This is a genomic window from Flavobacterium amnicola (genome assembly GCF_004122165.1).
Classification (GTDB): Bacteria; Bacteroidota; Bacteroidia; order Flavobacteriales; family Flavobacteriaceae; genus Flavobacterium; species Flavobacterium amnicola.
This window is the reverse complement of record NZ_SBKO01000004.1, coordinates 200,630-226,834: the sequence shown is the minus strand read 5'-3', so window position 1 is coordinate 226,834 and position 26,205 is coordinate 200,630. Positions and strand designations below refer to the sequence as shown.

Below are 26,205 nucleotides of genomic sequence, written 5' to 3'. Positions count from 1 at the left end.
CTTTACACATTTTGGTATTGCTATACGTGCTAATGCCGATGGAAAAAAATATTACACGAATTTATTCATGAAAAAATAGTTTGTTTTGTTTATTTGATTTGAAAACCGTCAAGATTTATAAAAATCTCGACGGTTTTTTATTTTGAATAAGTACGCTTTACTCCAAAAAGGCATATCGGTATTCCCAAGCGACATAGATAAAAGTGCCCAAGAAAATCATACAGACTACAAATTTCATAAAAGCTGAAGCTAAAAATCCTAAAATGGATCCAGTTGCAGCTTTTAGAGCACGTTTGTGATCTTGATTGTCATAATACAATTCACCAAGTAATGCGCCAGAAAAAGCTCCTATAACAAATCCAAAAGGAATTGGAATGAAAATCAATCCGACTAACAATCCGATATTAGTTCCCCAAATGCCGTATTTACTCCCTCCAAATTTTTTAGTGCCTTTTGCCGGAATAATATAATCTAAAATAAGTATTGCGATGGTTATAGCAAATGTAATTGCTAACACCCAATAATTCTCAGGAACAACTTTAGTTAAATATAAAAATAGTAATCCAAGCCAACTTAATCCAGGTCCGGGTAAAGCAGGTAAAAAACTTCCAAATATGCCAACAATTATACAAATAAAACCAATGAGTAACAATAATGAATCCATAGCTTAATTTTTATTACTTTTGACATTAAATATAATCATTTATCTAAATTTTAAGGCATTATAATTCTAATGAAAAAAGTAAGCTTTTTATTCGTACTTATCGCATTGTTTCAAAGTTGTCAATATTTTGAAAAAAATGTCCCTAATAAAGAAGAGTTACTTCAAAAGGAATTAAAAAAAATCAATTGGGAAGAAGTAGATGAATTTCCTACTACACTAGCTTGTGATTCAATCACAGATAAAGTGCAACGCAAACAATGTTTCTTTGATTTTATGACGACAGAATTACAACTGAAATTAACCAACGATACAATTCGTTCGTATTATAAAGGGTTGGATACCTTGAATGTAAAAGTTAAGGTACTGTCGAATGCACAAATATCATTTCAAACTCATTTTAAGACCGATAGTTTACTTTTTAATCGAACAGCAGCGGATAGTGTATTACAATCAAAACTGATAAATTTCCCTTCTGTTGAACCAGCTATAAAACGTGGTATGAAAGTAAAATCGGAATTTGTAATACCTGTGTATATTAAAGCGAAAAAGTAATACATTCTATTTTCTAAAAACTCTTCCTTTCCAAGTATATTTCCCGAAAAAAGAATACAATGCGACGGAAGTACTAAAAAAAGGATACACCAAACTGGACAGTAAAAAGTGTTTTAAACTGGTTTTAAAAAAAGAACTTGTTTGAAAAAGCAAGATAAAATCAATCCAAAATTTAATGGAAAATAGCACCAAAAAAAATCTCCATTCCCCAAGTACTATCGAAAAAACCAAAATCATATTCATCGCCAATACACTCAAACCAAGTTGTTTGCTATAAATCGATTGGTAATTCGCCGTTTTACTGGCCCAACGAACTCGCTGAAAGAATAAATTTTTCCAATTTTTTTCCGTTTTAGTGGTAACTATAGCTTGATTTGATTTTAGAAAATGAACCGATTTGACTTCTTTTAAAATTGCTTTTTGTAATAAGAACACATCATCTCCGCTGGCAATCGAATCGTTTCCTTCAAATCCATTTAGTTCTAAAAAAAATGTTTTTTGGTAACAAAAATTAGCGCCATTGCACATAAAAGCTTGCTGGTTTCCGAAACTTCCAATTGTAGTGCCTTGTAAACTTAACAGATCCATTTGCTGGAACGTGTCTAAAAAACCACTTACATTATTATACATTACTCCGGAAGCAATCATTTTAACTTTTTCTTTTTGGATAAATGCATCAAATACCGCTAGCCAGTTTTCTGGAACTTCACAATCGGCATCGGTACTTATAATCCAATCATATTTGGCAATGGTTATGGCAGTATTTATAGCATCTTTCTTCGGAGAATTGGTTTTTCTGAAGTTGTCGATCAGAGTCAATTCGTGCTTCGTATTTTGTATTTCGAATTTTTCTTCCGAGGCATCATCCACTAAAATAACTTCAAAAAGTGCTGTGGGGTAATTTAGCTTTGCTATCGAATGCAAAAGTTTGGGCAGTGTTTCTTTTTCATTTCGAAACGGAACAATAATTGAAAATTTTGTTTTCGGAATAATAGAATGATGATGAAAAGTCTTCGCTTTACTAAATCCCACGATTAGCCAAAGGATATTGAATAAATACCAAAAGGAAATATAATAGAATATAAGAATTAAGACTTCCATTTCGATTTAAAATTAAGCACAAAATAACTTCCAATTACTACCGGAATGACCGTGTTTAAGAACCACATTAAAGTACTAATAAAAACTACAATCCATTCATTAACGCCTAAAAGTCCGAAAAAATAGACGGCAACACTTCCTTTTACCGCAAAATCTAAAAATTGAAAAGTAGGTAATGAGGACGCTAAAAAATATACCGATGTAATTGTGGCTATTAACACAAGATAGGGGATTTGAACATCAAATAGTAAAAACAAAAAATAGTATTGATGCGAAAATGTCAGATAGCGAAGTACTCCTAAAAGAATGTTTTTTTGATGTACCGATTTTGGAAGTTCATTTACTTTATGAATAAGTTTTTCAATGGAATACCCTTTAATTTTTAAGGATTTTGTCAAAAAGAAAATGCCTAATAACAAAACACACAGTCCAAACAAAACGAGTACTGCAGTGGAAGAAATTACATGAAATTGAGTGTTGAAATATAACAATCCGAAAACTCCAAAAATAACCGTTAATATCAATTGAATGCCGTTACAAATCAAGTTTAAAAAAATGACTTTTTTGGTTTTTATCTTTTCGAAAAACAACGCTTTTCCAGCATATTCGCCAATTCCATTAGGGGTAAATAGCGCCAGAGTCAAGGCGCCTAAAACTTGTTCGGAAGCTTCCAAAACTGAAATAGGTTTAATGACTTGAACCAAATTTTGCCATTTTAAAATTTCTAAAAACCGATTCAGAAACGATAAAAATAAAACTAACAATACACTCCAAAAAGAAGCTTTGCTCCAAACCAATTGTTGGAATTTAACCCAATCGAGTTGCTCGTTCGAAGCCAATCGTTCATAAATAAAATAAAATGCACCCACGACTACTAAAACTTTGAGTAGAAGTACTAAGAATTGTTTAGCTTTGTTGGGCAATGTTATCATAAGACAAAGAAACAAAACTTTAGACTAAAATTTGGCAAACGAACGCATCATATTAGGAATTGACCCCGGAACTACCATCATGGGTTTCGGCTTGATTAAAGTCGTCAACAAAAAGATGGAATTTCTTCAGTTGAATGAATTGATTTTGTCTAAATATGACGACCATTATACGAAGTTGAGAGTCATTTTTGAACGCACCATCGAATTAATCGAAACGCATCATCCGGATGAAATTGCTATTGAAGCGCCTTTCTTTGGAAAAAACGTACAATCGATGCTGAAGTTGGGTCGCGCGCAAGGTGTGGCAATGGCGGCAGGATTATCGCGTCAAATTCCGATTACGGAATACGAACCCAAAAAAATAAAAATGGCCATTACCGGTAACGGAAACGCCAGCAAAGAACAAGTAGCCAAAATGCTCCAGCAATTATTAGGATTAAAAGAATTGCCCAAGAATCTTGACAGTACCGATGGATTAGCAGCCGCTGTGTGTCATTTTTTTAATACCGGAAAAGTAATTGGAACCAAAAGTTATTCGGGTTGGGATGCTTTTGTCAAAAAAAATGAAGAACGAGTAAGAAAATAATTTGGCAGGAATCTACATTCATATCCCTTTTTGCAAGCAAGCGTGTCATTATTGCGACTTTCATTTTTCGACTTCAATGAAGAAAAAAGACGAGATGATTTTGGCGCTAGCTAAGGAAATTGAATGGCGTAAAAATTATTTTGGAAATGAATTAATAGAATCCATCTACTTTGGTGGTGGTACGCCAAGTATTTTGGAAATATCCGATTTGCGAATGCTCATTGATACAGTGTATGAAAATTATAGGGTTTCCGAAACTCCTGAAATAACGATTGAAGCCAATCCCGATGATTTGTCGGAAGAACGCATCATCGAATTGTCAAAAATCAAAATCAACCGATTGAGTATTGGGGTGCAGTCTTTTTTTGAAGAAGATTTGCAATTGATGAATCGTGCCCATAATGCAGCGGAAGCCAAAAAATGTTTGGAAATCGCGACCCGATATTTCGATAATATTTCAGTCGATTTAATTTATGGAATTCCAGGATTGACCAACGAAAAATGGCAACAAAACATTCAGGTATTATTAGATTTAAATATTCCACATATCTCGAGTTATGCCTTAACAGTGGAGCCTAAAACGGCTTTGGCCACTCTAATCAAAAATGGTAAAATACCAACTCCTGATGATGGTGTCGCTCACGATCAATTTTTATTGTTGGTTGAGACACTTGAAAACAACGGATTTGTGCATTACGAATTGTCAAATTTTGGGAAACCTGATTATTTTTCTCGCAACAATTCGGCCTATTGGTTAGGGAAAAAATACCTTGGCATTGGTCCTTCTGCACATAGTTATGATGGAAAAAACCGCTCCTGGAATATTGCCAATAATGCCTTGTATTTAAAATCTTTGACTGAAAATGTTTTGCCATTAGAAGTAGAAACGTTGACTACAACCGATCGTTATAATGAGTATGTAATGACGGGTTTGCGAACCGTTTGGGGCGTTTCACTTCATCGAATTGAAAGTGAATTTGGAGACACTTACTTAAAGTATTTACTTCAAAATGCCGAAAACTATTTGAAGGAAGAAAAACTGCAACTGGTTGATAATATATTAAAAACTACGAATAAAGGAAAATTCTTTTGTGATGGGATAGCTTCCGATCTTTTTTGGTTAAATTTGGAATAATTAATTTCAAATTTGTGATTGCAACCATTCAACTAAACGATACAACAGTTACGGTAGATTTGTCAAAACCGCTCGATATTTCGATTCCATTAACGAATTCCGATAAAAACCCGATTGCTTGGTATATCGAAAAGCCAATTATTGAACCCGTTCGTTTTGGTGATTGGGTAGGGAAGGTTTCGGAAGGAAGTTCTACTAATTTCAATAATATTTTCTTCAATCCGCACGGACATGGTACGCATACCGAGTGTTTGGGTCATATTACGAACGATTTTTATAGCATCAATCAATGTTTGAAACAGTTTTTCTTTTTGGCTGAATTGATTTCGGTTGCCCCTGAAAAAATTGGGGAAGATTTGGTTATAGAAAAGGATAGCTTCGCTTCACTCGCAATGACTGAAGCAGTAATTATTCGTACGCTTCCAAATTCCGAAGAAAAAAAAGCCAAAAATTATTCGCATACCAATCCGCCTTATTTGAGCGAAGAAGCTTCTGTATTGCTTCGAGAAAAAGGAATCCAACATTTACTAATCGATTTGCCCAGTGTAGATAGGGAAGAAGATGAAGGGAAATTGGTGGCGCACAAAGCCTTTTGGAATGTGAAAAATGTTCAAAATTTGAATGCCGATGCACGTATGGATTGCACTATAACCGAAATGATTTTTGTAAATGATCAAATTCCGGATGGCAGTTACATACTAAATTTACAAATCGCTTCGTTTGAAAATGATGCGAGTCCGAGTAAACCCGTTTTATATAAAGTGCTATAAATGAACATTCAACAACTATACGAATTTTGTCAAGCCAAAAAAGGGGTAACCGAGCATTTTCCTTTCGATGAAGATACTTTGGTGTTTAAAGTGGGTGGAAAAATGTTTTGTCTGACTTCTTTAAAGGAATGGGAAAACGGAACGCCTTCGCTTAACCTAAAATGCGATCCCGAAAAAGCGCTGGAGCTTCGTGCCGAATATGAAGCTATAAATCCGGGCTATCATATGAGTAAAGTACATTGGAATACTGTCGATTTTAATAAAGATGTTTCTGATAAAATGATGTGTGGATTGCTAAATGATTCTTACGAATTGGTATTTAAAAGTTTGACTAAGAAATTGCAAACTGAAGTTTTAAATGCTTAATTTTAGGCATAACTATTGCTGCTAAAAATCGAAACATTTTAAATTTATAAATGAAGTAATGATTGACAATTTAAAAAAAATATTAAACGAAGACCAAGATCCAAAGGCAATCGAAAAAATCACAGCTAAATTGGAAAACTTGTTAATGTCTTCTGAGGAAGTTGGCTATATTGCCGTGCAAAAAAAACCAGCGGTTACTATTTTGCCCGATAGTATTGTGGTAACCAATAAGCGCATTATTTTGTGCAAGCCTAAGAATTTAGGATTGTCGATGGAATTCATCGATTTTAGTTGGGATGAAATTTCAGGAACTTTTGTGAAAGAAGGAATTTTAGGCTCCGATTTTACGTTTTCTACCAATACCGATTTGACACATACCGTTGACTATTTGCCAAAAACTCAGGCTAGAAAATTATATACTTATGCCAAAGAGCAATTGGATGCTTTAAAAAATCCTATTGTGGCTTCTCCTGAAGTTGTGGTTCCACTACAAAACGAAATTGTTGAAGAAGTAGCCGCTGAAGAAGTGACTTCTTTTGTCGAAGAGGAATCTATCTCTCAACCAGTGCCGGACACGGAAGTAGAAGTAGAATATTCACAAAGTGGTAAAGCGATGAAAGATTTGACCAAAGACGAATTGTTCGAAAAACTTCAGAATTACAAGAAATTATTGGATAACGGTTTGATTTTGCAAAGCGAATACGACCGATTGAAAGCAGAAGTATTGCAATATTTGTAATAATCTTACCGTTAAAAGCTCACCATAATCATAAAAAAAAGACTGACTTAATTTACAAGCAGTCTTTTTTGCGTTCTCAGCGTAATTTCTTTGCAAACTTTTCGGTGTATACTACATCACACTTTTCTGCTTCTCTACAAAAGCATCGGCTTGCATTTCTAATAATTCTTTAGCGCGTTTGCGTTTGTAGTCAAATAGTTCTTTTTCCGTCCGAATATCTTCATAAACGCGATTGTATATATCGGCATCAGTTTGTTTCTGTAACGATCGCTGATGATTGTTTTGTTCGATATGGGTGCGTAAAGCGGTTTCGGTATCTTCTAATTTGAAATCATATTCGCCTTTAGGGGATAACATTTTAGCAATAATCGGAGAAGTTTCAATGGCCAAAAACAACAGCATAATAAAAAGTGATGGTAATAACGGAAGTTGGCCCAAAGCATTAATTCGCGCCATTAATCCGTCGAAACCTTCAATGATAGGTTTGGTATCGGCTACTTTTTTGTCTAAATCGGCTTGTAAGGTTTTGGCTCTAGCTTCTTTGTCGGCAATTACTTTTGATGAATTTGCTTTTAATGAATCCAGTTGTCGCAATGCCAAATCGTGCGCGTCACGCTTTTCTTTATAAATAGGACCTTTTCCCATTTTTTTTGTCCCTGCAGAACCTTCCGCTTCAGTGATATAGGATTGGTATAAATCGGCAACTTCCTTTTCTTTTTTAGAAATTGTTGACTTAATACTGTCTATTTCCGATTGATTTTTGGTGACATCTCCTTTAAAATAATTAGTTACCTGATTTTTATTGGCAATGGCCATCGCGTTTTTTTCTTTCAATAAAACGGTATTGATTTCTTTTTCGAAGATTTTAATTTCTAAGGGTTTTGAAATTACAATTGCAATAATCATCGCCAATATAATTCGAGGAGAAGCCTGTAAAAATTCTGCCCATAGATTGTCTCTTTTTCGAATAGTCGAAACAATAAATCGGTCCAAATTGAAAATGAGCAGTGCCCATACAATTCCGAACGCTATGGCATAATAGGGATTATCAAAAACAGTAAACAGCGCATAAGCACTGGCTAAAAAAGCCATTACCGCAGTGAAGAAAACGGTGGCTCCAATTCCAACATATTTGGTTTGTTCGCCTTCGCTACATGTTGAGAGTAGCTCTCGATCTGCGCCAGAGCACAGAATGAAAAAATGTTTTAACATAATTGATTCTTTTGATTGATGATGTACCTGATTCAATCAGGTGATGATTACATCAAATTTAAGACCAATTTTTGAATAAATTTATAATTTGTTGATTATAATTGTGTTAAAACTTTTTGCAGCTAAATAATTTCTAGTGTTTTTTCTAAGGCCATTCCTCGGGAACCTTTGATTAGAATTGTTTTGTTACTTAGTTTGGTCTTTTTCAGGGCTTCTATAAATGATTGTAAGTTTTCAAAAAAAGCAAAATGATTAGTTTCCGATTTATTTTGGTAAAAGTCTTTTCCAATAAAATACACTTGAATCTGACTTTCATTTTCTAGAGAGGCTATGATTTTTTTGTGTTCTTCAATGCTTTCATTTCCCAATTCAAACATGTCTCCTAAAATGGCAATTTTATTGGCAGCATCTAATTGAACGAAGTTGGTTATGGCTGCTTGCATACTGCTTGGATTCGCATTGTAAGCGTCCAATATAATTTGATTGCTGTTTTTTTCGATCAACTGCGAACGGTTATTGTTCGGGATATAGTTTTCAATAGCTGATTTTATGTCTTCATCACTAATATTGAAATACTTTCCAATTGTGATAGCTGCATTGATGTTATTAGCGTTGTAAATCCCTATTAAATGCGAATGAATTTGTATGTTGTTGAAAACAATTTTAACCATCGGATTGGCTGAAATACCTTCGATTTTGACATCTGACTTTTTTTCTAATGAAAAAGTATAACGATTGGTATGATCTGTTTTTTCCTCTTGTAAAGTATCATCTAGATTCACAAAAATGGTTTTGTCATTTTGAATAAGATAATTGTACAACTCACTTTTGCCTTTGATTACGCCTTCCAAACCACCAAATCCTTCCAAGTGTGCTTTTCCAAAGTTGGTGATATAGCCAAAGTCAGGTTCGGCAATGGAAGATAAAAATTCGATCTCTTTTTGATGATTGGCTCCCATTTCTACGATACCGATATCGGTATCTTCTTTAAAACTTAATAGGGTTAAAGGAACTCCAATATGATTGTTTAGATTGCCAATGGTAGCTTTGGTATTGTATTTTTTCGAGAGTACACAATTTATCAACTCTTTGGTTGTAGTCTTTCCGTTGCTTCCTGTAAGGGCAATGATAGGTAATCCTAATTGTTTTCTATGGTAATTGGCAAGTTCTTGTAGTGTTTTTAAGCTATCAGCCACCAATAGCATTTTATTCTCGTCGGTGTAATAGTTTTTATTGTCGATGATGACGAATTGAGCGCCTTTATTTAAAGCTTCTTGAGCAAAGGTATTGGCGTCAAAATTATCTCCTTTTAAGGCTACAAAAAGAGAGTTGGGTTCTATTTTTCTAGTGTCTGTAGATACAGAATCACATTGTAAAAAGCATTGGTATATTTCTTCTATTCTCATAAAGCTAAATTACTAAAAAATAAAAGTCCCGCAAATAGCGGGACTTTTATTTAATATGAAAGTATAATTAATTTCTTGCTCTTTTCTTAAAGTCAGATTTTGGACCTACTCTAGACATAGCACATCTGAATCCGATATGGTCAGAAGCGATATCTTGTTGGCAGAATCTTCTTGAAGCTGGGTCTAACCAGTAAGCTCTATCTCTCCAAGAACCACCTTTGTAAACTCTTACATCGTCACCGATTAATGTAGTTCTCTTAGTAGATTTATCAAATTTTCTATCTAATTTACCTGTAGTATCTTTTCCTACTCTGTGTACAGGAGAATCGTACATTCTTTTCTTGTCGTCAACTTTAGCTTCGCCTTCTTCGTCAACAAATCTATAGAATCTTGTAGATTGTTTATCACCATCTCTATAGTTAATCTCATTACTCTTGTCGAAGTTTTGTCTTAAGTAAGTTTCTTGTTCGTCTACTGGAACCTGAGCAATTTCTCCTGGTTTTGTTCTCGCAACAATTTTACCATTACTTAATGTGTCATATTTCATTGTTTCAGCCGTAACTAATTCAACTTTACCATCATCTGCGATTTTGTTTTTAGTATAAACATTTCCACGGTAGTAGTTGAAATCATTTGCTTCGTCGTCAACCATTGGTCTGTAAACGTCTTGTACCCATTCGGCAACGTTTCCTGCCATATCATATAATCCGAAATCATTTGGTTTGTATGATTTTACAGCTGCAGTAATATCTGCATTGTCATCAGACCATCCAGCAATTCCGCCGTAATCTCCTTTTCCTTGTTTGAAGTTAGCCAATTGATCACCTCTAGTTTCTCTTTTTCCAGAGCGAGTATATTGACCTTTCCATGGGTATTTCTTTTGACCACGGTAAATGTTGTATTCTCTGTTCCCTACATCAGCAGCAGCAGCATATTCCCACTCTGCTTCAGTTGGTAATCTATATTCAGGTAATAAAACACCTGAAGTTTTTTGTGCATAAACGTTTGTAGAATCGGCAGCATTTTTACCTTTTTTAGCACGTCCTTTAGTTTTCTTTAAAATGATACTATCATTACCACCGAAAGAAGTTGAAGGTGTAGCCAAGTATGCTTCTGTGTCGAATGTGTTGTTTGCATCAACATCAACAATTTTAGCACCTTTCTTCATGTAGCCTTCTCTTTCAAGAATAGACTCATTTACACGATTCGTTCTCCATTTGGCATATTCTGTAGCTTGAATCCAGTTAACCCCAACAACTGGGTATTGAGAATAAGCCGGGTGTCTTAAATAGTTATTAGTCATAGTTTCGTTATAACCTAATCTATTTCTCCATACTAAAGTATCAGGAAGAGCGCCAGTATATATGTGTTTGTAGTTTTCATCTGTTGGAGGAAATACTCTTTTTACCCAGTCAAGGTATTCCATATAGGCTATATTGGTAACCTCAGTTTCATCCATATAGAAAGACTGAACGTGTTGTTGGTTTGGTGTATTGTTCCAATCGTGCATCACGTCATCTTGCACTTTACCCATTGTAAATGTTCCACCTTCTACCAAGATCAATCCAGGAGCTGTTTCTTGCTTGGTGAAATTTGAGTTGTACTGGAAACCTCCGTTTGGGTCGTTAATCTTCCATCCAGTAGCTGCGGAAGTGTTTTTTGAACTAGACTTTTTACTACAACTTGTAGTAATTCCCATAGCTACTAATAATGTAAATAGTAGTCTTGCAGTCATCATTTTGTTTACTTTCATACTTTCAGTAGGTAATTATTTTGTGGCGCAATATAATAATTAACCATTAAATCGCAACACTTTTTGTTAAAAAAGTTTCAAAAGGCTAAATTAATGTTTTTCTTTGGTATTTGATATAACGTATATAAATTTTATTTATTGTTTAAATAAATTACTTTTACATAAAATAAATGAGGTATATTTTCGTTAGTTGTTGTTATATATGAGAAAGTTTTTTTGTTTTTTTTTGTTTTTCCTTCAAATTGGATATGCGCAAAATAGTAAGTCTATTGCTCTAAATTGGGACTATGGTTCTTATAGCGTGGCAGATGATAATTTTGTTACAATCCCTTATGTAAAAGGGGGGAAGATGGTTTTTAATGACAAGCTAAAAAGTATTTCTTACGTTGACAACATAAATCTTGTTTCACCTATTAATTCGGCTAGTGTTGTTGTTTCCAATGTTGAATACGAGTCTGTCCCGGCTACTAAGTTGGGCGGATTAAATCCTCAATCTATTTCTTCAGGATTGAATTTTAAGCTATATTCTACCAAAGCTAGAGATAAATTTATAGGAGTTGTTTCTTTTAATCTGATTGTAAAAGATGGAAATGGCTATAAAAAAGTAAAAAATATTTCCTATTCTTTTAACGAGGGTAGCAGTAATGTCTCCGAAAATAGGAATGTAAACACAATAGCTTCTTCTGTTCTTAAAACTGGGGTTTGGAAAAAATTCTACGTGACCAATTCCGGAGTGTATAAAATAAGTAAAGCATTTTTGTTGGGTTTAGGTTTTAATGTAAATGTCAATCCGCAAACGATTAAAATATATGGCAATGGTGGAAGAATGGTGCCTTTGCTTAATTCGGTGCCTTATCCTAAAGATCTTGAAGAAAATGCCATTTTGTTTTCAGGAGAAGAAGATGGTGTTTTTAACGATAGTGATTATATCATGTTCTATGCGGAAGGTGTTGACAATTGGAATGACGACAGTAATACGTATAATAACTTGTATTCTAATAAATCTTATTATTATGTGACGTCAAATGCTGCTCCAAGCAAAAGAATTTCCGCAATAGTAGAACCAACTTCTTCTCCTGCAACAATTCATACTTCTTTTGATGATCAAAGACATTACGAAGTGGATAAAAACAATATTGGAAAATTAGGGAGAAAATGGTTTGGCGATTCGTTTAGTGTAAATGATGTGCAAACGTTTTTGTTTAATTTTCCAAATAAAGTTCCTGGAGAAAACATTGGAATTAAAATAAATGCAGGTGCAAAATCTGCAGTCACTACTAGTTTAAATGTGAAAGTAAACAGCCAGGATTTAGGAGATATTTCCTTTTCTCCAATGTCCGGAGGTACCGTTTTGGGTTCTGAAAATGAATTAAATGCTTCATTGCCTTCTACGAGCAACAATTTTTCGGTGGTGTTGAAATATAATAATGGAGGTGTGCCTTCTTCAAATGGCTATCTTGATTATATAAGGTTGACAACAAAGAGTGCGTTAAAAGGCTTTGGAAAACAATTCCGATTTACGGTAGATGATAATATCAATAATTTGGGTGTTTGTCAGTATCAATTTTCAAGTGCATCCAATATTTCTCAAGTTTGGGATATTACCGATATTTATAATGTGTCCTCTATTTCCAATACCAATAATGCCAATTTCAGCTTTAAAGCGAATATGGGGGAAGTAAGAAAATATATTGCGATAGATAAATCTGATTTGTTTACACCTATATATGATACTGATGCAACAGTATACAATCAGGATATAAAAGGAACCATATTTAATGATGCCAATAATACTTTTAAAGATATTGACTATTTAATTGTTACACCTTATTGGTTGAAAACACAAGCCGATAAACTGGCTAATTTTCATAGAACCAAATCAGGGCTTAATGTAAAAGTGGTTACTTTAACTGGAATTTACAATGAATTTTCGTCTGGGAAACAAGATATTGGAGCCATTCGAAATTTAGTCAAATATGTATATGATAATGCTTCGGATGATAGTAAAAGGCTAAAATACCTTTGTTTGTTTGGTGATGCCTCCTTTGATTTTAAAGATAGGATTAAGAACAATACCAATGTTGTCCCTATTTTTCATTCGCTTTATAGTTTTTCTGTCGCTTCATCCTATATTTCAGATGATTATTTCGTTTTAATGGATTCTGATGAAGGAGATATGGATGCAGGATTTAAAGGTTTGGATATTGCAGTGGGTAGGGTTTTAGCATCTTCTGTTGTTCAAGCAGAACAAATGGTTGCCAAAATTATTGATTACCATAACGAGAAATCTTACGGAAAATGGAGAAATAACATTACCATGATTTCAGATGATGCCGATCGGGATAGTGATGCTAGTTTACAGGTAGATGTAGATCAATTATCGGATGCCATATATGCCCAAAAGCCATTTTTGAATGTAAAAAAAATACATTCCGATTCTTATGTACAAGAAACCACTTCTGGAGGGCAAAAATACCCAAAAGTGAGAGAGAATTTTGTAAACTCATTTAGTCAAGGGACCTTAGTGGTTAATTACTTTGGTCATGGTGGAGAAGATGGTTTAGCAGGAGAACGAATTTTTGAAAAAAGCGACGCAATTACTTTATATAATAAGTATAAGTATCCTTTGTTTATTACGGTAACCTGTGAGTTTACAAAATTTGACGATCCAACCCGTTTAACGGCTGGTGAGTTTGTGTATTGGAATGCGTCAGGGGGAGCTATTGGGATGGTTACCACAACAAGACAAATAGGGCAATTTACAGGATCTCAATTTAATTTAGCATTGGCGAGTAATTTGTATTCGTATGGTTCTGACCAATATCCAACCATTGCAGAGGCAGTACGATTGACAAAAAACATGAATACTTCAACTGGGAATTATGTGATTTTTTACCTAGGTGATCCAGCTTTAAAATTAGCCATACCCAAACCTAAAATTGTGTTGACCAAAATTAATGATGTGCCCGTTTCCGGGACTACCGATTTGCTTAAAGCGCTTAGTTTTGTCAAACTGTCGGGTGAAGTGGTAGATGAATCCAATGCAGTTATCTCAAATTATAATGGAGAATTATCAGTAAGTGTTTTTGATAAAGAAATTGATAGAGTAACTTTAGGGAATGATGGTACAGTCGTTGGGACTGGTGTTTTTATAATGGATTTTAAAACATTAGGGGAAACCATTTTCAGGGGAAATGCATCGGTTACAAATGGTCAGTTTGAATTTGGTTTTATTGTTCCAAGAGATATAAAAATTGCTGAAGGCAATGGAAGAGTTAGTTTTTATGCGAAAAAGAATGCCGTTTTAGAAGATCAAACAGGTTACGATTTGTCTATAAAAGTAGGAGGGGTTAATGTGAATGCTGAAGCCGATACTAAACCACCAAGAGTTAGAATTTATATGAATGATGAAACCTTCGCTTCAGGAGGAATTACCAGTCAAAACCCTTTGTTTTTAGCATTTCTGGAAGATGAGCACGGGATTAATACCGCCAGTGGAATCGGTCATGATATTGTGGCTTATTTGGATGGCGATGAAACAAAACCTTATGTATTAAATGATTTTTATGAAACAGAACTAAATGATTATACCAAAGGAAAATTGAAATTTCCTTTTAAAAATTTAGCTATTGGATTGCACACACTTACCTTCAAAGCGTGGGATGTGTACAATAATCCAATAACGGCTCAATTGCAATTTATCGTGGTTGGTGATGAAACCCTAACGCTTTCGAATGTGTTGAATTATCCAAATCCATTTGTCAATCATACTGAGTTTTGGTTTACCCATAATAAACCATTTGAGCCACTAGATGTACAAGTACAGGTGTTAACGATTACAGGAAAAGTAGTTTGGTCAAAGAATCAAACCATTACCACTGCAGGGTTTACTTCGAGAGACATCACTTGGGACGGTCGAGACGATTTTGGAGACAAAATTGGAAAAGGAGTTTATGTTTATAAGCTTACGGTTCGATCCACTTTAACAAATAAAAAGACTGAAAAATACGAGAAATTAGTTATACTTTAAAAAAGAGTATATATTTGTCACACTTTAAATAAATTTTTTTAATGAAAAAAATAGTTGTAATTATTTTGGGGTTAATTTCAACCTATTCTATAAAAGCTCAAAACGAGCGTCCAATAACAACAGGAGTTCCTTTTCTTTTAATCGCTGCCGATGCACGTTCAGCAGGTATGGGAGATGTTGGTGTGGCTTCATCACCAGATGCGTTTTCACAACAATTCAACCCTGCGAAATATGCATTTTCGCTAAAAAAATCAGGATTTACTGCTAGTTATACACCTTATCTTACGGATTTGGTTAATGATATTTCTTTAGGTCAAGTTAATTATTTTAACCGATACAACGAGCGTAGTGCATTCGCCGGAAGTTTGCGTTATTTTAGTTTAGGAGAAATTCAACTAACTGACGAAAATGCCAATCCAAATGGTACAGTTAAGCCTAACGAGATGGCAATAGACGTATCGTATGCATTACAGTTAAATCAAAAATTTTCGATGGCAGTTGCGGGTCGTTATATACGTTCTAATTTAAAAGTAAATACTAACACAAACGACGCTTCGGCAGCAAATAGTTTTGCGGTTGACGTGGCTGGGTTTTACCAATCGGAAGAAATGGCCTTTACTAGTTTTAATGGTCGTTACCGTTTAGGATTTAATCTTCAAAATCTTGGACCAAAAATTTCTTACGATGCCGACATAGAAAGAAGTTCAAATTTCTTACCGTCCAATCTTAAATTAGGAGGTGGATTCGATTTTATCTTTGATGATTATAATAAAGTAGCAGTTAATTTAGAATTCAATAAATTATTAGTGCCAACTCCACAAAAACTGATTGATGTAAACGGTAACGGATTTATAGATGCTGGAGAATCTCAAGAAGCGGCTAACGAATATAATAGTGTGGGTTGGACTTCAGGGATTTTTAAATCTTTTGGGGATGCACCTGATGGATTTAGTGAAGAGTTAAAAGAAGTAAATTACGGAGCAGGTTTGGAATATTGGTACCAAGATTCATTTGCTTTCAGAACTGGATATTTTAATGAAAGTAAAGAAAAAGGGGCGAGGAAATTCGCCACTTTAGGAGCTGGGTTTAAGTATTCGGCCATTACTTTAGATGTTTCCTATTTGTTTTCGATATCTAAAATTAAAAACCCATTAGAAAATACATTACGTTTCTCCTTAACGTTTAATTTTGGAGATGACTATGATCAATACTAAGTAAATATTTAATACATTTATAATCCAAATTTCAGTAAAATGAGATTTGGATTTTTTTTCCCTTAAAAAGAACGTATGAAGGAGATTAACATTAACACACAACTTATTGCTTTCGAATCTTTGAATGAATTGTCAACGAATGATCAATCATTAATGCAAAGAGCTATTGAAATTAGAAAAAACGCTTATGCGCCGTATTCTAAATTCAAAGTAGGTGCCGCTATTTTATTAGATAACGGGCAAGTAGTGGTGGGTTCCAATCAAGAAAACGCGGCCTATCCTTCTGGACTTTGCGCTGAACGTGTGGCTATTTTTCAATCAGGTGCAGTATATCCTGATGCAAAAATTGTAAAAATGGCAATAACGGCAGGTTCTACAGAAAACAAAACGACTAAACCAATTCCACCTTGCGGTGCATGCCGACAATCCATATTTGAATACGAATTCAAACAAGATGCGGATATTGAGATTTTCTTCATGGGAGAAACGGGAGAAGTCTACAAGTCAAATTCTATTAAAAACTTACTTCCGCTAACGTTTGATAAGAACTTTTTATAAAAAAAATAAAAAGTAGGCTTTAAATTTTACATCTTAATCGGAATGTCTTATTTTTGCTCCTCGCAAATTTGTGTGAGGTAGGTATTTGTATTTAAATAGTTATAAGCACAAAAAATTAGCACGAAACCAATGAAAGAAATTACAAAAGAAGTATACCTTAAATGGTATGAGGACATGCAGTTTTGGAGAAAATTCGAAGATAAATTAGCTGCACTTTATATTCAACAAAAAGTAAGAGGATTTCTTCACTTATATAACGGTCAGGAAGCAGTACTAGCGGGAGCACTTCACGCGATGGAATTGGGGAAAGACAAAATGATTACCGCGTATCGTAATCACGTGCAGCCTATTGGTATGGGCGTTGATCCAAAAGCGGTTATGGCTGAATTACTTGGAAAAGTAACGGGTACTTCAAAAGGGATGGGTGGTTCTATGCACATTTTCTCAAAAGAAAAAGGATTTTATGGTGGTCACGGTATTGTAGGAGCTCAAATTCCTGTAGGTGCTGGTATGGCCTTTGCCGATAAATATTTTGAAACCGGTGGTGTTACCTTAACCTATTTTGGTGATGGTGCAGCTCGTCAAGGGTCGCTTCACGAAGCATTCAACATGGCCATGTTGTGGAAATTACCTGTGGTCTTTATCGTGGAAAACAACGGTTATGCCATGGGAACTTCTGTGGAAAGAACAGCCAATCATACCGATATTTGGAAACTTGGTTTAGGTTATGAAATGCCCTGCGGACCGGTCGACGGAATGAATCCAGTTAAAGTAGCAGAAGCAATGCATGAAGCGATTGATAGAGCACGTCGTGGCGACGGACCAACATTCCTTGAAATGAAAACGTACCGTTACAGAGGACACTCAATGTCGGATGCACAGTTATACAGAACCAAAGAAGAGGTGGAAGAATACAAAAAAATCGATCCAATTACTCAGGTTCTTGATATTATCAAAGAGAAAAAATATGCTACCGATGCCGAAATTGAAGCGATTGATCAAAGAGTAGTAGATTTAGTGGCTGAATGTGAGAAATTCGCTGAAGAATCTCCATTCCCAGAAGCACAACAATTGTACGATGTAGTGTACGAAGAACCAAATTATCCATTCATTCCTCATAGATTATAAGATTATGGCAACAGTAATTACAATGCCGCGTTTGAGCGATACCATGACGGAAGGAACTGTGGCAACATGGTTAAAAAAAGTGGGTGATAAAATTAAAGAAGGCGATATCCTTGCTGAAATTGAAACAGACAAAGCGACGATGGAGTTTGAGTCTTTCAATGCAGGAACATTATTACATATTGGAATCGAAGCCGGACAATCGGCTCCCGTTGATTCGTTATTAGCAATCATCGGTAATGAAGGAGAAGATATTTCAGCTTTATTAAATGGTGGTTCGGCTCCAAAAACGGAAGCTACTGCTCCAGCAGTAGAAGAGAAATCAGCACCAGTTGCTGCTCCCTCTGAAGCATTGCCTGCAGGAGTAAAAGTAGTAACCATGCCACGTTTAAGTGATACCATGACTACTGGAACGGTAGCGACTTGGTTGAAAAAAGTGGGTGATACGGTTAAAGAAGGTGATATTCTTGCCGAAATTGAAACCGATAAAGCAACCATGGAATTCGAATCGTTCAATGCGGGTACCTTATTGTACATCGGGATTGAAGAAGGTGGTTCGGCTCCGGTTGATAGTATATTAGCGATTTTAGGCCCAGCCGGAACAGATGTTTCAGGAATTGTGGCTGATTTTAAAGTGGGAGGTGCTGTTGAAGCGCCTAAAGCAGCAGAAAAAGTAGAAGCAATTGCTGCGACTTCAGTTGTAGCTCCAGTTGCAAACAATTCTGGAAGAATTTTTGCTTCGCCTTTGGCTAAAAAAATTGCGCAAGATAAAGGAATAGACTTAGGACAAATTGCGGGTTCTGGAGAAAACGGAAGAATTACCAAAACGGATGTAGAAAACTTTACACCTTCAGCTTCTTCTGGTTCAGCACAAGCAGTTGCTCAAGCGACTTCAGCTGTAGCAGCAGTTAAACCTTTTGTTCCAGCGGGTGAAATCTCCCAAGAAGAAATCAAAAATTCGCAAATGCGTAAAGTTATTGCGAAACGTTTATCAGAATCTAAATTTACAGCACCACATTATTATCTAACTATCGAGTTGGATATGGATAATGCGATTGCTTCTCGTAATATGATTAATGGATTGCCTGAAACGAAAGTTTCTTTCAATGATATGGTAATCAAAGCTTCAGCTATGGCCTTGAAAAAACACCCACAGGTGAATTCGCAATGGAAAGAGGAAGCGATGATAATCAATCATCATGTTAACATTGGTGTAGCAGTAGCAGTAGAAGACGGATTAGTAGTTCCGGTATTGAAATTTACAGACCAGATGAGTTTGACTCAAATTGGAGCCACTGTAAAAGATATGGCTGGAAGAGCGAAAGTGAAAAAAATCCAACCAAATGAAATGGAAGGTAGTACTTTCACTATTTCTAACTTGGGAATGTTCGGAATTCAGTCGTTTACTTCCATTATCAACCAACCTAACTCTGCTATTTTATCGGTTGGGGCAATCATTGAAAAACCAGTGGTTAAGAACGGTCAGATCGTTGTAGGAAATACTATGACAGTAACTTTAGCTTGTGATCACCGTACAGTTGATGGCGCTACGGGAGCACAATTCCTTCAAACGTTCAAAGCGTTTATGGAAAATCCTGTAACGATGTTAGCGTAATCAATAAAATTAATATAAATTAAATCCCGAGAATTCTCGGGATTTTTTTATGAATTCATTTTAGACAAATAGTCCATCAAACTGGCTTTTTTTCGTTTGGAAACAGGTAAAGTACTTTTGTCGGTGAGAATCACATAACCTCCATCTTTAAAAACATAACTCGATAGGTGATTCAAGTTAATGATATGAGAATGATGAATACGTTCGAAACCAAAACTGCACAGCATATCTTCGAAATCTTTTAAGGGTTTAGAAATCAATAATTTTTTACCATCAATAAAATGGATATTAGTGTAATTTCCTTCAGAGGTACATTTGATAATGGTTTGAATTTCATGTATAAAAATGCCTTGTGAAGTTTGTAAAGCAATCTTCTTATTTTGGTTTTGTAACGATTGGTTTTTTAGAAAACTTTCAATTTGATAATGCAATTCATTTTTGTTTTTTGCCTTTGCTCTGGAAACTGCGCTTTTTAATTCGGTAGCATTAATTGGTTTTAATAAATAATCTAAGGCACTAAACTTTATGGCATTTATAGCATACTGACTGTAGGCAGTGGTGAATATTATTTGAAAATTATGCTTCTCAAAATGATTAAGTATTTCAAAACCTAAACCATCTGTGAGTTGAATGTCAAGAAAAATCAATTCAGGATTGGAACGCTCTATCAAATCGATTGCTTCTTTTATTTTTCCAGCTGTGCCTACAATATCTAATTCAGGACAATTTCTGTTAATCTCTGAAATTAATGCCGAAATGGCTTGTTCTTCGTCTTCAATGATGATACTTCTCATTACCAAATCGTTTTAAATGGAATTTTTATGATGACTTCCGTTCCTAAACTATTGTTTGAGGAATCAAAATTCTCTTTTATAGCAAAGAAATGATTATCAATTGATTCGTTTAATAAAGCAACACGTTCTTTGGTGATTGCAATGGCCTTCGATTCATGATGTTTTATTTGATGTTTTTCTGCTGCCGCCCTCAAGCCAATTCCGTTGTCTTGTACTTTGCAGACTAACCAATCATTTTCTTTTGTAAATGTAATTTGTAAAGCCCCTTTTGTTTCTTTGGGTGCTAGTCCATGAATAACGGCATTTTCCACCATCGGTTGTAATAATAATGGAGGTATTGCAGTGTCTTCTGGATGTTTGATGTTATTGGTGATTATAGAAAAAGTAAAGGTGTTTTTATAGCGAATTTGAGTCAGTTCAAGGTACAATTGTAACATGCTAACTTCTGTTGAAAGCGGAATTAATTGCTCCGAATTTTCTAATAATAAGCGTAAAAGCATCGAAAATTTTGAGATATAATCGCTCGCTTTTTCATCATTCCCTTCGGCATAATAACCCTTAATAGTGTTCAGTGCATTAAATATAAAATGCGGATTCATTTGCATTCGCAGTGCTTTTTGTTCCAATTCAATCATTTGTTTTTCTAAATTGGCTTTGTCACGTTCCATTTGAATTTGATGGCGTTCTTGTTCAAATTTTTGCTCTAAATTTTTCAATCTTTTTTTCCAAAGCAGCAAGGTTACCAATGCACTAAAAATAATTACAGTTACTATAAACCAAATGGTTTTCCAAAATGGTTTTTGAATGATTATGGGTATTGAAATTAATTCACTTGAGGTATTACTTCCATTAACAGCTTTGATTTCAAAAGTATAGTGTCCTGGAGCAAGCGATTTGTAATTTAATTCCCGAGCAGTTGAGGTTTGCCAAGTGGATTCATTACCTCGCAATCGGTAGAGGTAATTGATGCTTTTTTGGGACTGAAATGAAATACCACTATAACCAATTTTAATGTTGTTTTCTTTGTGAGAAAGATGTTGTAGTTCTAATGGTTTTTTCTTTAAATTATTGACTTCCAAGAGATCAACGGTAATTTTTGGTAGAACAGGTTTAAACTGCAATGATTCCATAGGAAGATATAATAAACCATTTTCAGTAGCCAAATAAAGTAGGTTATTGCGAGAAAGAATGTCGTTAATTTTAAAATTTTCAAAGCCAATATATTTGTTCAAATTGGAAATTTTCGGAAGGTCTTTTTCGAAATACAAATTGTTCAAGCCTTGATTGGTGCAAATAAAAACAGAATGAGAATTATTTTTTCTTAATCTATGAATCGTGTTGCTCAACAAGCCATTTTTGGTTGTAAAATGTTTAACTAGTTGTTTGTTTTTAAAGACAAAAATACCTTTGTTGTTGGTGGAAACAAGTATTGTTTTTTGGTTTTCCAAATACAAAATATCTGAAATAATGGTTTTAATGTTCGGGAATTTTGTTGAAATCTCTTCCATTTTTCCATTTTCGATAGTATATAATCCATTGTTTGTACCAATCCATTTGGCATTGTTAACAGGAACAATACAATTGGTTTTTTGGGTAAGCACCACTCTTGAATCGGTAGATAATAAATCTTTGTTTTTTAAGTGAACTAAGTCCTTTTGAGCAATCTTTAATAAGTAAGTGGCACCAACCCAAACCGAATCACTTTCAAAGAGTAAACATTTTGAGCCAATAAAAGGAATATCGTTCAGACCGTATTTACTAATTATTCTAATGCCGTGTTTACCTACTATGTAATTGGAATTGTTGTGTTGGATGATTTGCGAAATATTATTTTTGGCTTGAAAGGCATGCAAGTCAAATTTTGAAACCAATAAAGAATTGGAAATAGAGAAATATTTATCCAAACTTGTCCCACCTAATATTGCATTGTTAGTCGAAATACCGAGTGATGTCACTTTTAAATCTTCTCCCTTATTTTTTATGATTTTTGTATTTCGGTTGGGAATATAATAAATGCCATTGTCTAAAGTTGTCAGCCAAATCTTACCTTCAAAATCTTCATTTATACTAGAGATGGCATTGTTAGCAAAATAATGTTCGGGTATTTTTTTAAAATTATTGATGTCATAAACATAGACGCCTAGTCTTGTGCCCACCCAGAGTTTGTTTAAAGAATCAATATAGAGATGAATAATTTCGTTCGAAACACTCGTGAGTTCAATTACTTTTTTACACTTGAAATTTTCAATTCGATAAATGGAGTTCCCTTGAGATAAAAACAAATTATTTTTCCACTTGCAGTAACGCGCAAAGGTTAAAGTATTGAAATTCGGAATGCCTAAACTGGCTACTTTTTTAAAGGATTCATCGTTTATTGCGTTTGGCGTAATATAATAATTGGAACGTCCTAATGAATATTTGTAGTTAAAAATGGTGTTGGTTCGAACGGGTGTTAACCTTTTGTTTTTTAGATTTAGATTTAAGAGTGCGCCTTTAGAATAAATAATATCGAAACTGCCATCGTTGTTTTCTGTAATAGAAACAATAAAACCAATATTATCTCGAATTCGTAAAAAGGGATATTTTAGATCGTTGTAAAATTCACCATTTTCCAAAAAAGAAATTTTTCCATTGTAAGAATAAAACCAAATTCGGCCAGATTTGTCCTGAAAAAAGTTGAAATTTTCATCATCGGCTAAACCATTTTGAGAATCATATTGTTTAAAAGAATACCCATCATATTTCAACACCCCCATGTCTGAAGCAAACCATAATGAACCATCTTTTGCGGATAGCGAACTATAAAAATTTGTAGTCGGCAACCCGTCTTTTCTTTCATAAGCAACCTTGTAAAGTTCTTGTGAGAAAAGAGAAAGTGGAAATAGAATTAGGATTAAAAAATACTTTTTGATGAGCATTGAATAATGAGTTTGTAACAAATTTAGAATAAAAAAAATAGCAATAGGCTGTTGATGTGTACAATTATAAATGTATTAGGTCCATTTATCCTATTCAAATAGAAGTCTATACAATCGTATTGACCACTTGTCATTTTATAAAAATTAGGATTCTATAGTTTCGTTTTTTTGTAGTGTAAAACAAATAAAATCAAACTATTATGAAAAAAAATCTACTTCAAATTTTGCTGTTAATTTTGGCAAACAATTTAATGGCACAGAGTAAAATTGGGTCTGATATTAATGGAGGGGCACCCGATGATGTTCTAGGATTTACGGTTTCGTTGAGTTCGAATGGTTCTAGAGTAGCTACTGGAGCGCCATACAATACAGTAAGTTCTATTAATGGTTATGCTCATGTTCACGAAAAAGTAAGTAATGCTTGGACTTTAAGAGGAACCGCAATTGCGGGTGAAGCATTGTCTGATAACTTCGGTAGAGTTGCTATTTCTGGAGATGGGACAAGATTAATTTCAGGAGCGAGTACTAATGATGGCAATGGAGTTGATTCTGGTCATGTTAGAGTTTATAATTATAATGGCACCAATTGGGCTCAAATGGGAACCGATATTAATGGGGAAGCAGCAGGTGATCAATTTGGAGTTAAAACGGCTATTTCAAACGATGGAACAGTTATTGCTGTTGGAGCACATTTAAATGATGGAGCTGGTGTAGATGCTGGTCATGTTAGAGTTTATTCTTGGAATGGTTCTTCATGGATTCAAAGAGGAACGGATATAAATGGATCTGCAGCAGGTGATGAGTTTGGAACCGCAGTGTCACTATCTCCAGACGGCACAAAATTGGCCGTTGGGGCAAGAAAATATGATGGTTTTGCGCAAAATACCGGACATGTAAAAGTGTATAATTGGAATGGCTCTAGTTGGGTACTTATGGGGTCAGAAATACAAATAACATCGGGGGCACTTGCTAATGATAATTTTGGTTCTTCTGTTGCTATTTCAAATACAGGAACTAGAGTTGTGATCGGAGCTTCTTTGGCCGATAATGGGGCAACTACAAATTGTGGTCAAGTTCGTGTTTACAATTACAGCGGTTCAGTTTGGTCCCAATTGGGAGGCATCATTTATGGCACTCAGGTAGATATGTATCTTGGTAATGCTGTTGCTATAAATGGTGCGGGAGATGCTATTTTTGTTGGAGCACCTGGTTATGATGCGTCAGCATCAAATACAAATCGAGGTTTGGCAAGATACTATAAGTGGAATGGCACAACATGGAATACTGTGGGTACATCGATTATCGGAAATGGTCAAAATGGAGAACAATTAGGGTATGCTGTTGCATTATCTAATGACGGAAATACCGCAGCTGTTGGAATTCCTACAAATCCCGCTTTTGGATATGTTCAAATTTATGATTATACCGCAGCACTTTCTGCCAATGAATTTTCTTTAAACAATAAATTCAATTTATTCCCGAATCCTGCCAATGATTCTTTTGAAATCACATCAGCATTTGAAATTAATAAAGTAGAAATTTATTCCCTACAAGGACAGCTAATTAAAGCGGTTGAGGGTCAAAAAACTGTATCTGTTGCTGACTTGCCAACCGGGATTTATTCTTTAATCATTTCTTCCGAAGAAGGAAAAGGAACTAAAAAATTAATTAAAAACTAATACATAAATTATGAGAAATTTTTTTAAAAATTTGTTTTGTCTAGGAACTTGCTTGATACTTTTCGGTTGTAGTAATGATGATGGTGCGCCAATTGTAGTGGTGCCTCAAACTCCAAAACAAATTACTCAATTTACTCAAAATACATTATCAGGTGCCGTGCTTCCAAGTTTGGTATACCATCAAATGATTGGTTTTAATAATAAACTTTGGATTATTGGCGGATTAACAGATCAGTACATCAATGATATTTGGAATAGTACCGATGGAAAAAAATGGACAAAAGTAACGGTTTCAGGAACTCAATTCGGACCAAGATCATACCATAGAGCTATTGTGTTTAACAACAAACTTTGGGTAATTGCAGGTTGGAATAATGCTGGATTAAGTGATGTATGGTCAACGGCTGACGGGGTACATTGGACACAAGAAACCGCAAGTGCAGCTTTTGGTCAACGATATGCTTTTGATGTGGTTGTCTTTAATAACAAATTGTGGTTGTTTGGAGGTTTGGATAATTCTGCGGTAGAATACGATGATGTTTGGTCAAGTACTGATGGGATTACTTGGACATTAGTTACAAATACTGCCGAATTTGGTTTGCGTCGGGACCACCAAGCATTTGTTTTTAATAACAAAATGTGGATTTCAGGAGGATGGGGAGATGGAAACACCTATTCAACTATTTATTCTTCAACGAATGGAGTGAATTGGACATTGGAAACCACTTCAAATTTTAATGCCTCTGCAGTGCATCAAATAGTAAATACTGGAACTACTTTGTATTTGTTAGGAGGAAGAGATTTTACTACTCATTTTGATACCTTCAAAAAATCTACTGATGGTAAAAATTGGACGAATGTAATTGCTAATTCAAGTTTTACCGCAAGGTCTGGTCATCAAGCCGTTTGGTTTAATAATAAAATTATAATTTCTGCGGGAAGAAATGGAGGAGGTTATTTTAATGATGTTTGGTCTTCAAATTAGAATAAATGAAAAATATTTTTAATGCGATTAATGAATATCGATTAGAGTTATTTCTGTTTGTCTTTTATTGT

The 26,205-nt window shown here is 34.7% G+C and carries 21 protein-coding genes; 13 read left to right on the top strand and 8 right to left on the bottom strand.

Going from position 1 to position 26,205, the window contains the following annotated elements; genetic code table 11:
* Nucleotides 1-157: 157 nt before the first annotated feature.
* On the bottom strand, nt 158-664 hold the full coding sequence (locus EQG63_RS10465) for a DUF456 domain-containing protein (protein WP_129436320.1): 507 nt from the start codon (nt 662-664) through the stop codon (nt 158-160).
* A gap of 69 nt (nt 665-733) precedes the next feature.
* On the opposite strand from EQG63_RS10465, the gene EQG63_RS10460 reads away from it, so the two are divergent.
* On the top strand, nt 734-1,216 hold the full coding sequence (locus EQG63_RS10460; RefSeq protein ID WP_129436319.1) for a hypothetical protein: 483 nt from the start codon (nt 734-736) through the stop codon (nt 1,214-1,216).
* Nucleotides 1,217-1,222: 6 nt separating this feature from the next.
* Here the strand turns inward: EQG63_RS10460 and EQG63_RS10455 are convergent, their stop codons facing one another.
* Complete coding sequence (locus EQG63_RS10455; protein ID WP_129436318.1) at nt 1,223-2,317, bottom strand: glycosyltransferase family 2 protein; 1,095 nt, start codon at nt 2,315-2,317, stop codon at nt 1,223-1,225.
* Nucleotides 2,305-3,249: a lysylphosphatidylglycerol synthase domain-containing protein gene (locus tag EQG63_RS10450; RefSeq protein WP_129436317.1), complete on the bottom strand. Its 945-nt coding sequence runs from the start codon at nt 3,247-3,249 to the stop codon at nt 2,305-2,307. The genes EQG63_RS10455 and EQG63_RS10450 overlap by 13 nt, the downstream gene beginning before the upstream one ends.
* A gap of 31 nt (nt 3,250-3,280) precedes the next feature.
* Between EQG63_RS10450 and ruvC the strand changes: the two genes are divergently transcribed.
* The 5 genes from ruvC to EQG63_RS10425 are packed head-to-tail and all read left to right on the top strand — an operon-like array spanning nt 3,281 to nt 6,845.
* Nucleotides 3,281-3,835: a crossover junction endodeoxyribonuclease RuvC gene (gene ruvC / locus EQG63_RS10445; protein ID WP_129436316.1), complete on the top strand. Its 555-nt coding sequence runs from the start codon at nt 3,281-3,283 to the stop codon at nt 3,833-3,835.
* 1 nt (nt 3,836) lies between these two features.
* Complete coding sequence (hemW, locus tag EQG63_RS10440; protein ID WP_129436315.1) at nt 3,837-4,970, top strand: radical SAM family heme chaperone HemW; 1,134 nt, start codon at nt 3,837-3,839, stop codon at nt 4,968-4,970.
* 14 nt (nt 4,971-4,984) lie between these two features.
* Entirely contained in the window at nt 4,985-5,740 is a 756-nt protein-coding gene (locus tag EQG63_RS10435; protein WP_129436314.1) for a cyclase family protein, read from the top strand.
* Nucleotides 5,741-6,106, top strand: coding sequence for an MmcQ/YjbR family DNA-binding protein (locus EQG63_RS10430; RefSeq protein WP_129436313.1), 366 nt, complete (start codon nt 5,741-5,743; stop codon nt 6,104-6,106).
* A 58-nt stretch (nt 6,107-6,164) separates the two neighbouring features.
* Nucleotides 6,165-6,845, top strand: a complete 681-nt coding sequence (locus EQG63_RS10425; RefSeq protein WP_129436312.1) for a PH domain-containing protein — start codon at nt 6,165-6,167, stop codon at nt 6,843-6,845.
* 111 nt (nt 6,846-6,956) lie between these two features.
* Here EQG63_RS10425 and EQG63_RS10420 read toward each other — a convergent pair whose 3' ends face one another.
* From EQG63_RS10420 to gldJ, 3 genes are all read right to left on the bottom strand, one after another.
* A complete protein-coding gene (locus EQG63_RS10420) occupies nt 6,957-8,057 on the bottom strand; it encodes a DUF4407 domain-containing protein (RefSeq protein WP_129436311.1) in 1,101 nt (366 codons plus the stop codon).
* A 122-nt stretch (nt 8,058-8,179) separates the two neighbouring features.
* Complete coding sequence (locus tag EQG63_RS10415; protein WP_129436310.1) at nt 8,180-9,463, bottom strand: UDP-N-acetylmuramoyl-tripeptide--D-alanyl-D-alanine ligase; 1,284 nt, start codon at nt 9,461-9,463, stop codon at nt 8,180-8,182.
* Between the two features lie 67 nt (nt 9,464-9,530).
* Complete coding sequence (gene gldJ / locus EQG63_RS10410; protein ID WP_129436309.1) at nt 9,531-11,216, bottom strand: gliding motility lipoprotein GldJ; 1,686 nt, start codon at nt 11,214-11,216, stop codon at nt 9,531-9,533.
* Between the two features lie 202 nt (nt 11,217-11,418).
* Between gldJ and porU the strand changes: the two genes are divergently transcribed.
* From porU to EQG63_RS10385, 5 genes are all read left to right on the top strand, one after another.
* Nucleotides 11,419-15,246 carry a type IX secretion system sortase PorU gene (gene porU, locus EQG63_RS10405; RefSeq protein WP_129436308.1) on the top strand — a complete coding sequence of 1,276 codons (3,828 nt, stop codon included), beginning with the start codon at nt 11,419-11,421 and terminating at the stop codon, nt 15,244-15,246.
* Nucleotides 15,247-15,287: 41 nt separating this feature from the next.
* Nucleotides 15,288-16,460, top strand: coding sequence for a type IX secretion system outer membrane channel protein PorV (gene porV, locus EQG63_RS10400; RefSeq protein WP_129436307.1), 1,173 nt, complete (start codon nt 15,288-15,290; stop codon nt 16,458-16,460).
* 75 nt (nt 16,461-16,535) lie between these two features.
* On the top strand, nt 16,536-17,018 hold the full coding sequence (cdd, locus tag EQG63_RS10395) for a cytidine deaminase (protein ID WP_129436306.1): 483 nt from the start codon (nt 16,536-16,538) through the stop codon (nt 17,016-17,018).
* A 129-nt stretch (nt 17,019-17,147) separates the two neighbouring features.
* On the top strand, nt 17,148-18,146 hold the full coding sequence (gene pdhA / locus EQG63_RS10390) for a pyruvate dehydrogenase (acetyl-transferring) E1 component subunit alpha (RefSeq protein ID WP_129436305.1): 999 nt from the start codon (nt 17,148-17,150) through the stop codon (nt 18,144-18,146).
* A gap of 4 nt (nt 18,147-18,150) precedes the next feature.
* Nucleotides 18,151-19,758 (top strand): pyruvate dehydrogenase complex dihydrolipoamide acetyltransferase, encoded by a 1,608-nt coding sequence (locus EQG63_RS10385; protein ID WP_129436304.1) that lies wholly within the window; start codon nt 18,151-18,153, stop codon nt 19,756-19,758.
* Between the two features lie 47 nt (nt 19,759-19,805).
* On the opposite strand, the gene EQG63_RS10380 is transcribed toward EQG63_RS10385, so the two are convergent.
* Together EQG63_RS10380 and EQG63_RS10375 are read right to left on the bottom strand one after the other, a co-directional pair.
* Nucleotides 19,806-20,552: a LytR/AlgR family response regulator transcription factor gene (locus EQG63_RS10380; protein WP_129436303.1), complete on the bottom strand. Its 747-nt coding sequence runs from the start codon at nt 20,550-20,552 to the stop codon at nt 19,806-19,808.
* On the bottom strand, nt 20,552-23,470 hold the full coding sequence (locus tag EQG63_RS10375) for a sensor histidine kinase (protein WP_129436302.1): 2,919 nt from the start codon (nt 23,468-23,470) through the stop codon (nt 20,552-20,554). The genes EQG63_RS10380 and EQG63_RS10375 overlap by 1 nt, the downstream gene beginning before the upstream one ends.
* A gap of 200 nt (nt 23,471-23,670) precedes the next feature.
* Here EQG63_RS10375 and EQG63_RS10370 point away from each other — a divergent pair, with 200 nt between their 5' ends.
* Both EQG63_RS10370 and EQG63_RS10365 read left to right on the top strand, forming a co-directional pair.
* Nucleotides 23,671-25,149 carry a T9SS type A sorting domain-containing protein gene (locus EQG63_RS10370; protein ID WP_129436301.1) on the top strand — a complete coding sequence of 493 codons (1,479 nt, stop codon included), beginning with the start codon at nt 23,671-23,673 and terminating at the stop codon, nt 25,147-25,149.
* Between the two features lie 10 nt (nt 25,150-25,159).
* Nucleotides 25,160-26,134 carry a Kelch repeat-containing protein gene (locus EQG63_RS10365; RefSeq protein WP_129436300.1) on the top strand — a complete coding sequence of 325 codons (975 nt, stop codon included), beginning with the start codon at nt 25,160-25,162 and terminating at the stop codon, nt 26,132-26,134.
* Nucleotides 26,135-26,205 lie beyond the last annotated feature (71 nt).

Bases quoted from the DNA above. Each gene is read 5' to 3' on its own strand.
- EQG63_RS10465 (WP_129436320.1), bottom strand. From the start codon at position 664: ATGGATTCATTATTGTTACTCATTGGTTTTATTTGTATAATTGTTGGC.
- EQG63_RS10460 (WP_129436319.1), top strand. From the start codon at position 734: ATGAAAAAAGTAAGCTTTTTATTCGTACTTATCGCATTGTTTCAAAGT.
- EQG63_RS10455 (WP_129436318.1), bottom strand. From the start codon at position 2,317: ATGGAAGTCTTAATTCTTATATTCTATTATATTTCCTTTTGGTATTTA.
- EQG63_RS10450 (WP_129436317.1), bottom strand. From the start codon at position 3,249: ATGATAACATTGCCCAACAAAGCTAAACAATTCTTAGTACTTCTACTC.
- EQG63_RS10430 (WP_129436313.1), top strand. From the start codon at position 5,741: ATGAACATTCAACAACTATACGAATTTTGTCAAGCCAAAAAAGGGGTA.
- EQG63_RS10425 (WP_129436312.1), top strand. From the start codon at position 6,165: ATGATTGACAATTTAAAAAAAATATTAAACGAAGACCAAGATCCAAAG.
- EQG63_RS10420 (WP_129436311.1), bottom strand. From the start codon at position 8,057: ATGTTAAAACATTTTTTCATTCTGTGCTCTGGCGCAGATCGAGAGCTA.
- EQG63_RS10415 (WP_129436310.1), bottom strand. From the start codon at position 9,463: ATGAGAATAGAAGAAATATACCAATGCTTTTTACAATGTGATTCTGTA.
- gldJ (WP_129436309.1), bottom strand. From the start codon at position 11,216: ATGAAAGTAAACAAAATGATGACTGCAAGACTACTATTTACATTATTA.
- porU (WP_129436308.1), top strand. From the start codon at position 11,419: ATGAGAAAGTTTTTTTGTTTTTTTTTGTTTTTCCTTCAAATTGGATAT.
- porV (WP_129436307.1), top strand. From the start codon at position 15,288: ATGAAAAAAATAGTTGTAATTATTTTGGGGTTAATTTCAACCTATTCT.
- cdd (WP_129436306.1), top strand. From the start codon at position 16,536: ATGAAGGAGATTAACATTAACACACAACTTATTGCTTTCGAATCTTTG.
- pdhA (WP_129436305.1), top strand. From the start codon at position 17,148: ATGAAAGAAATTACAAAAGAAGTATACCTTAAATGGTATGAGGACATG.
- EQG63_RS10385 (WP_129436304.1), top strand. From the start codon at position 18,151: ATGGCAACAGTAATTACAATGCCGCGTTTGAGCGATACCATGACGGAA.
- EQG63_RS10380 (WP_129436303.1), bottom strand. From the start codon at position 20,552: ATGAGAAGTATCATCATTGAAGACGAAGAACAAGCCATTTCGGCATTA.
- EQG63_RS10375 (WP_129436302.1), bottom strand. From the start codon at position 23,470: ATGCTCATCAAAAAGTATTTTTTAATCCTAATTCTATTTCCACTTTCT.
- EQG63_RS10370 (WP_129436301.1), top strand. From the start codon at position 23,671: ATGAAAAAAAATCTACTTCAAATTTTGCTGTTAATTTTGGCAAACAAT.
- EQG63_RS10365 (WP_129436300.1), top strand. From the start codon at position 25,160: ATGAGAAATTTTTTTAAAAATTTGTTTTGTCTAGGAACTTGCTTGATA.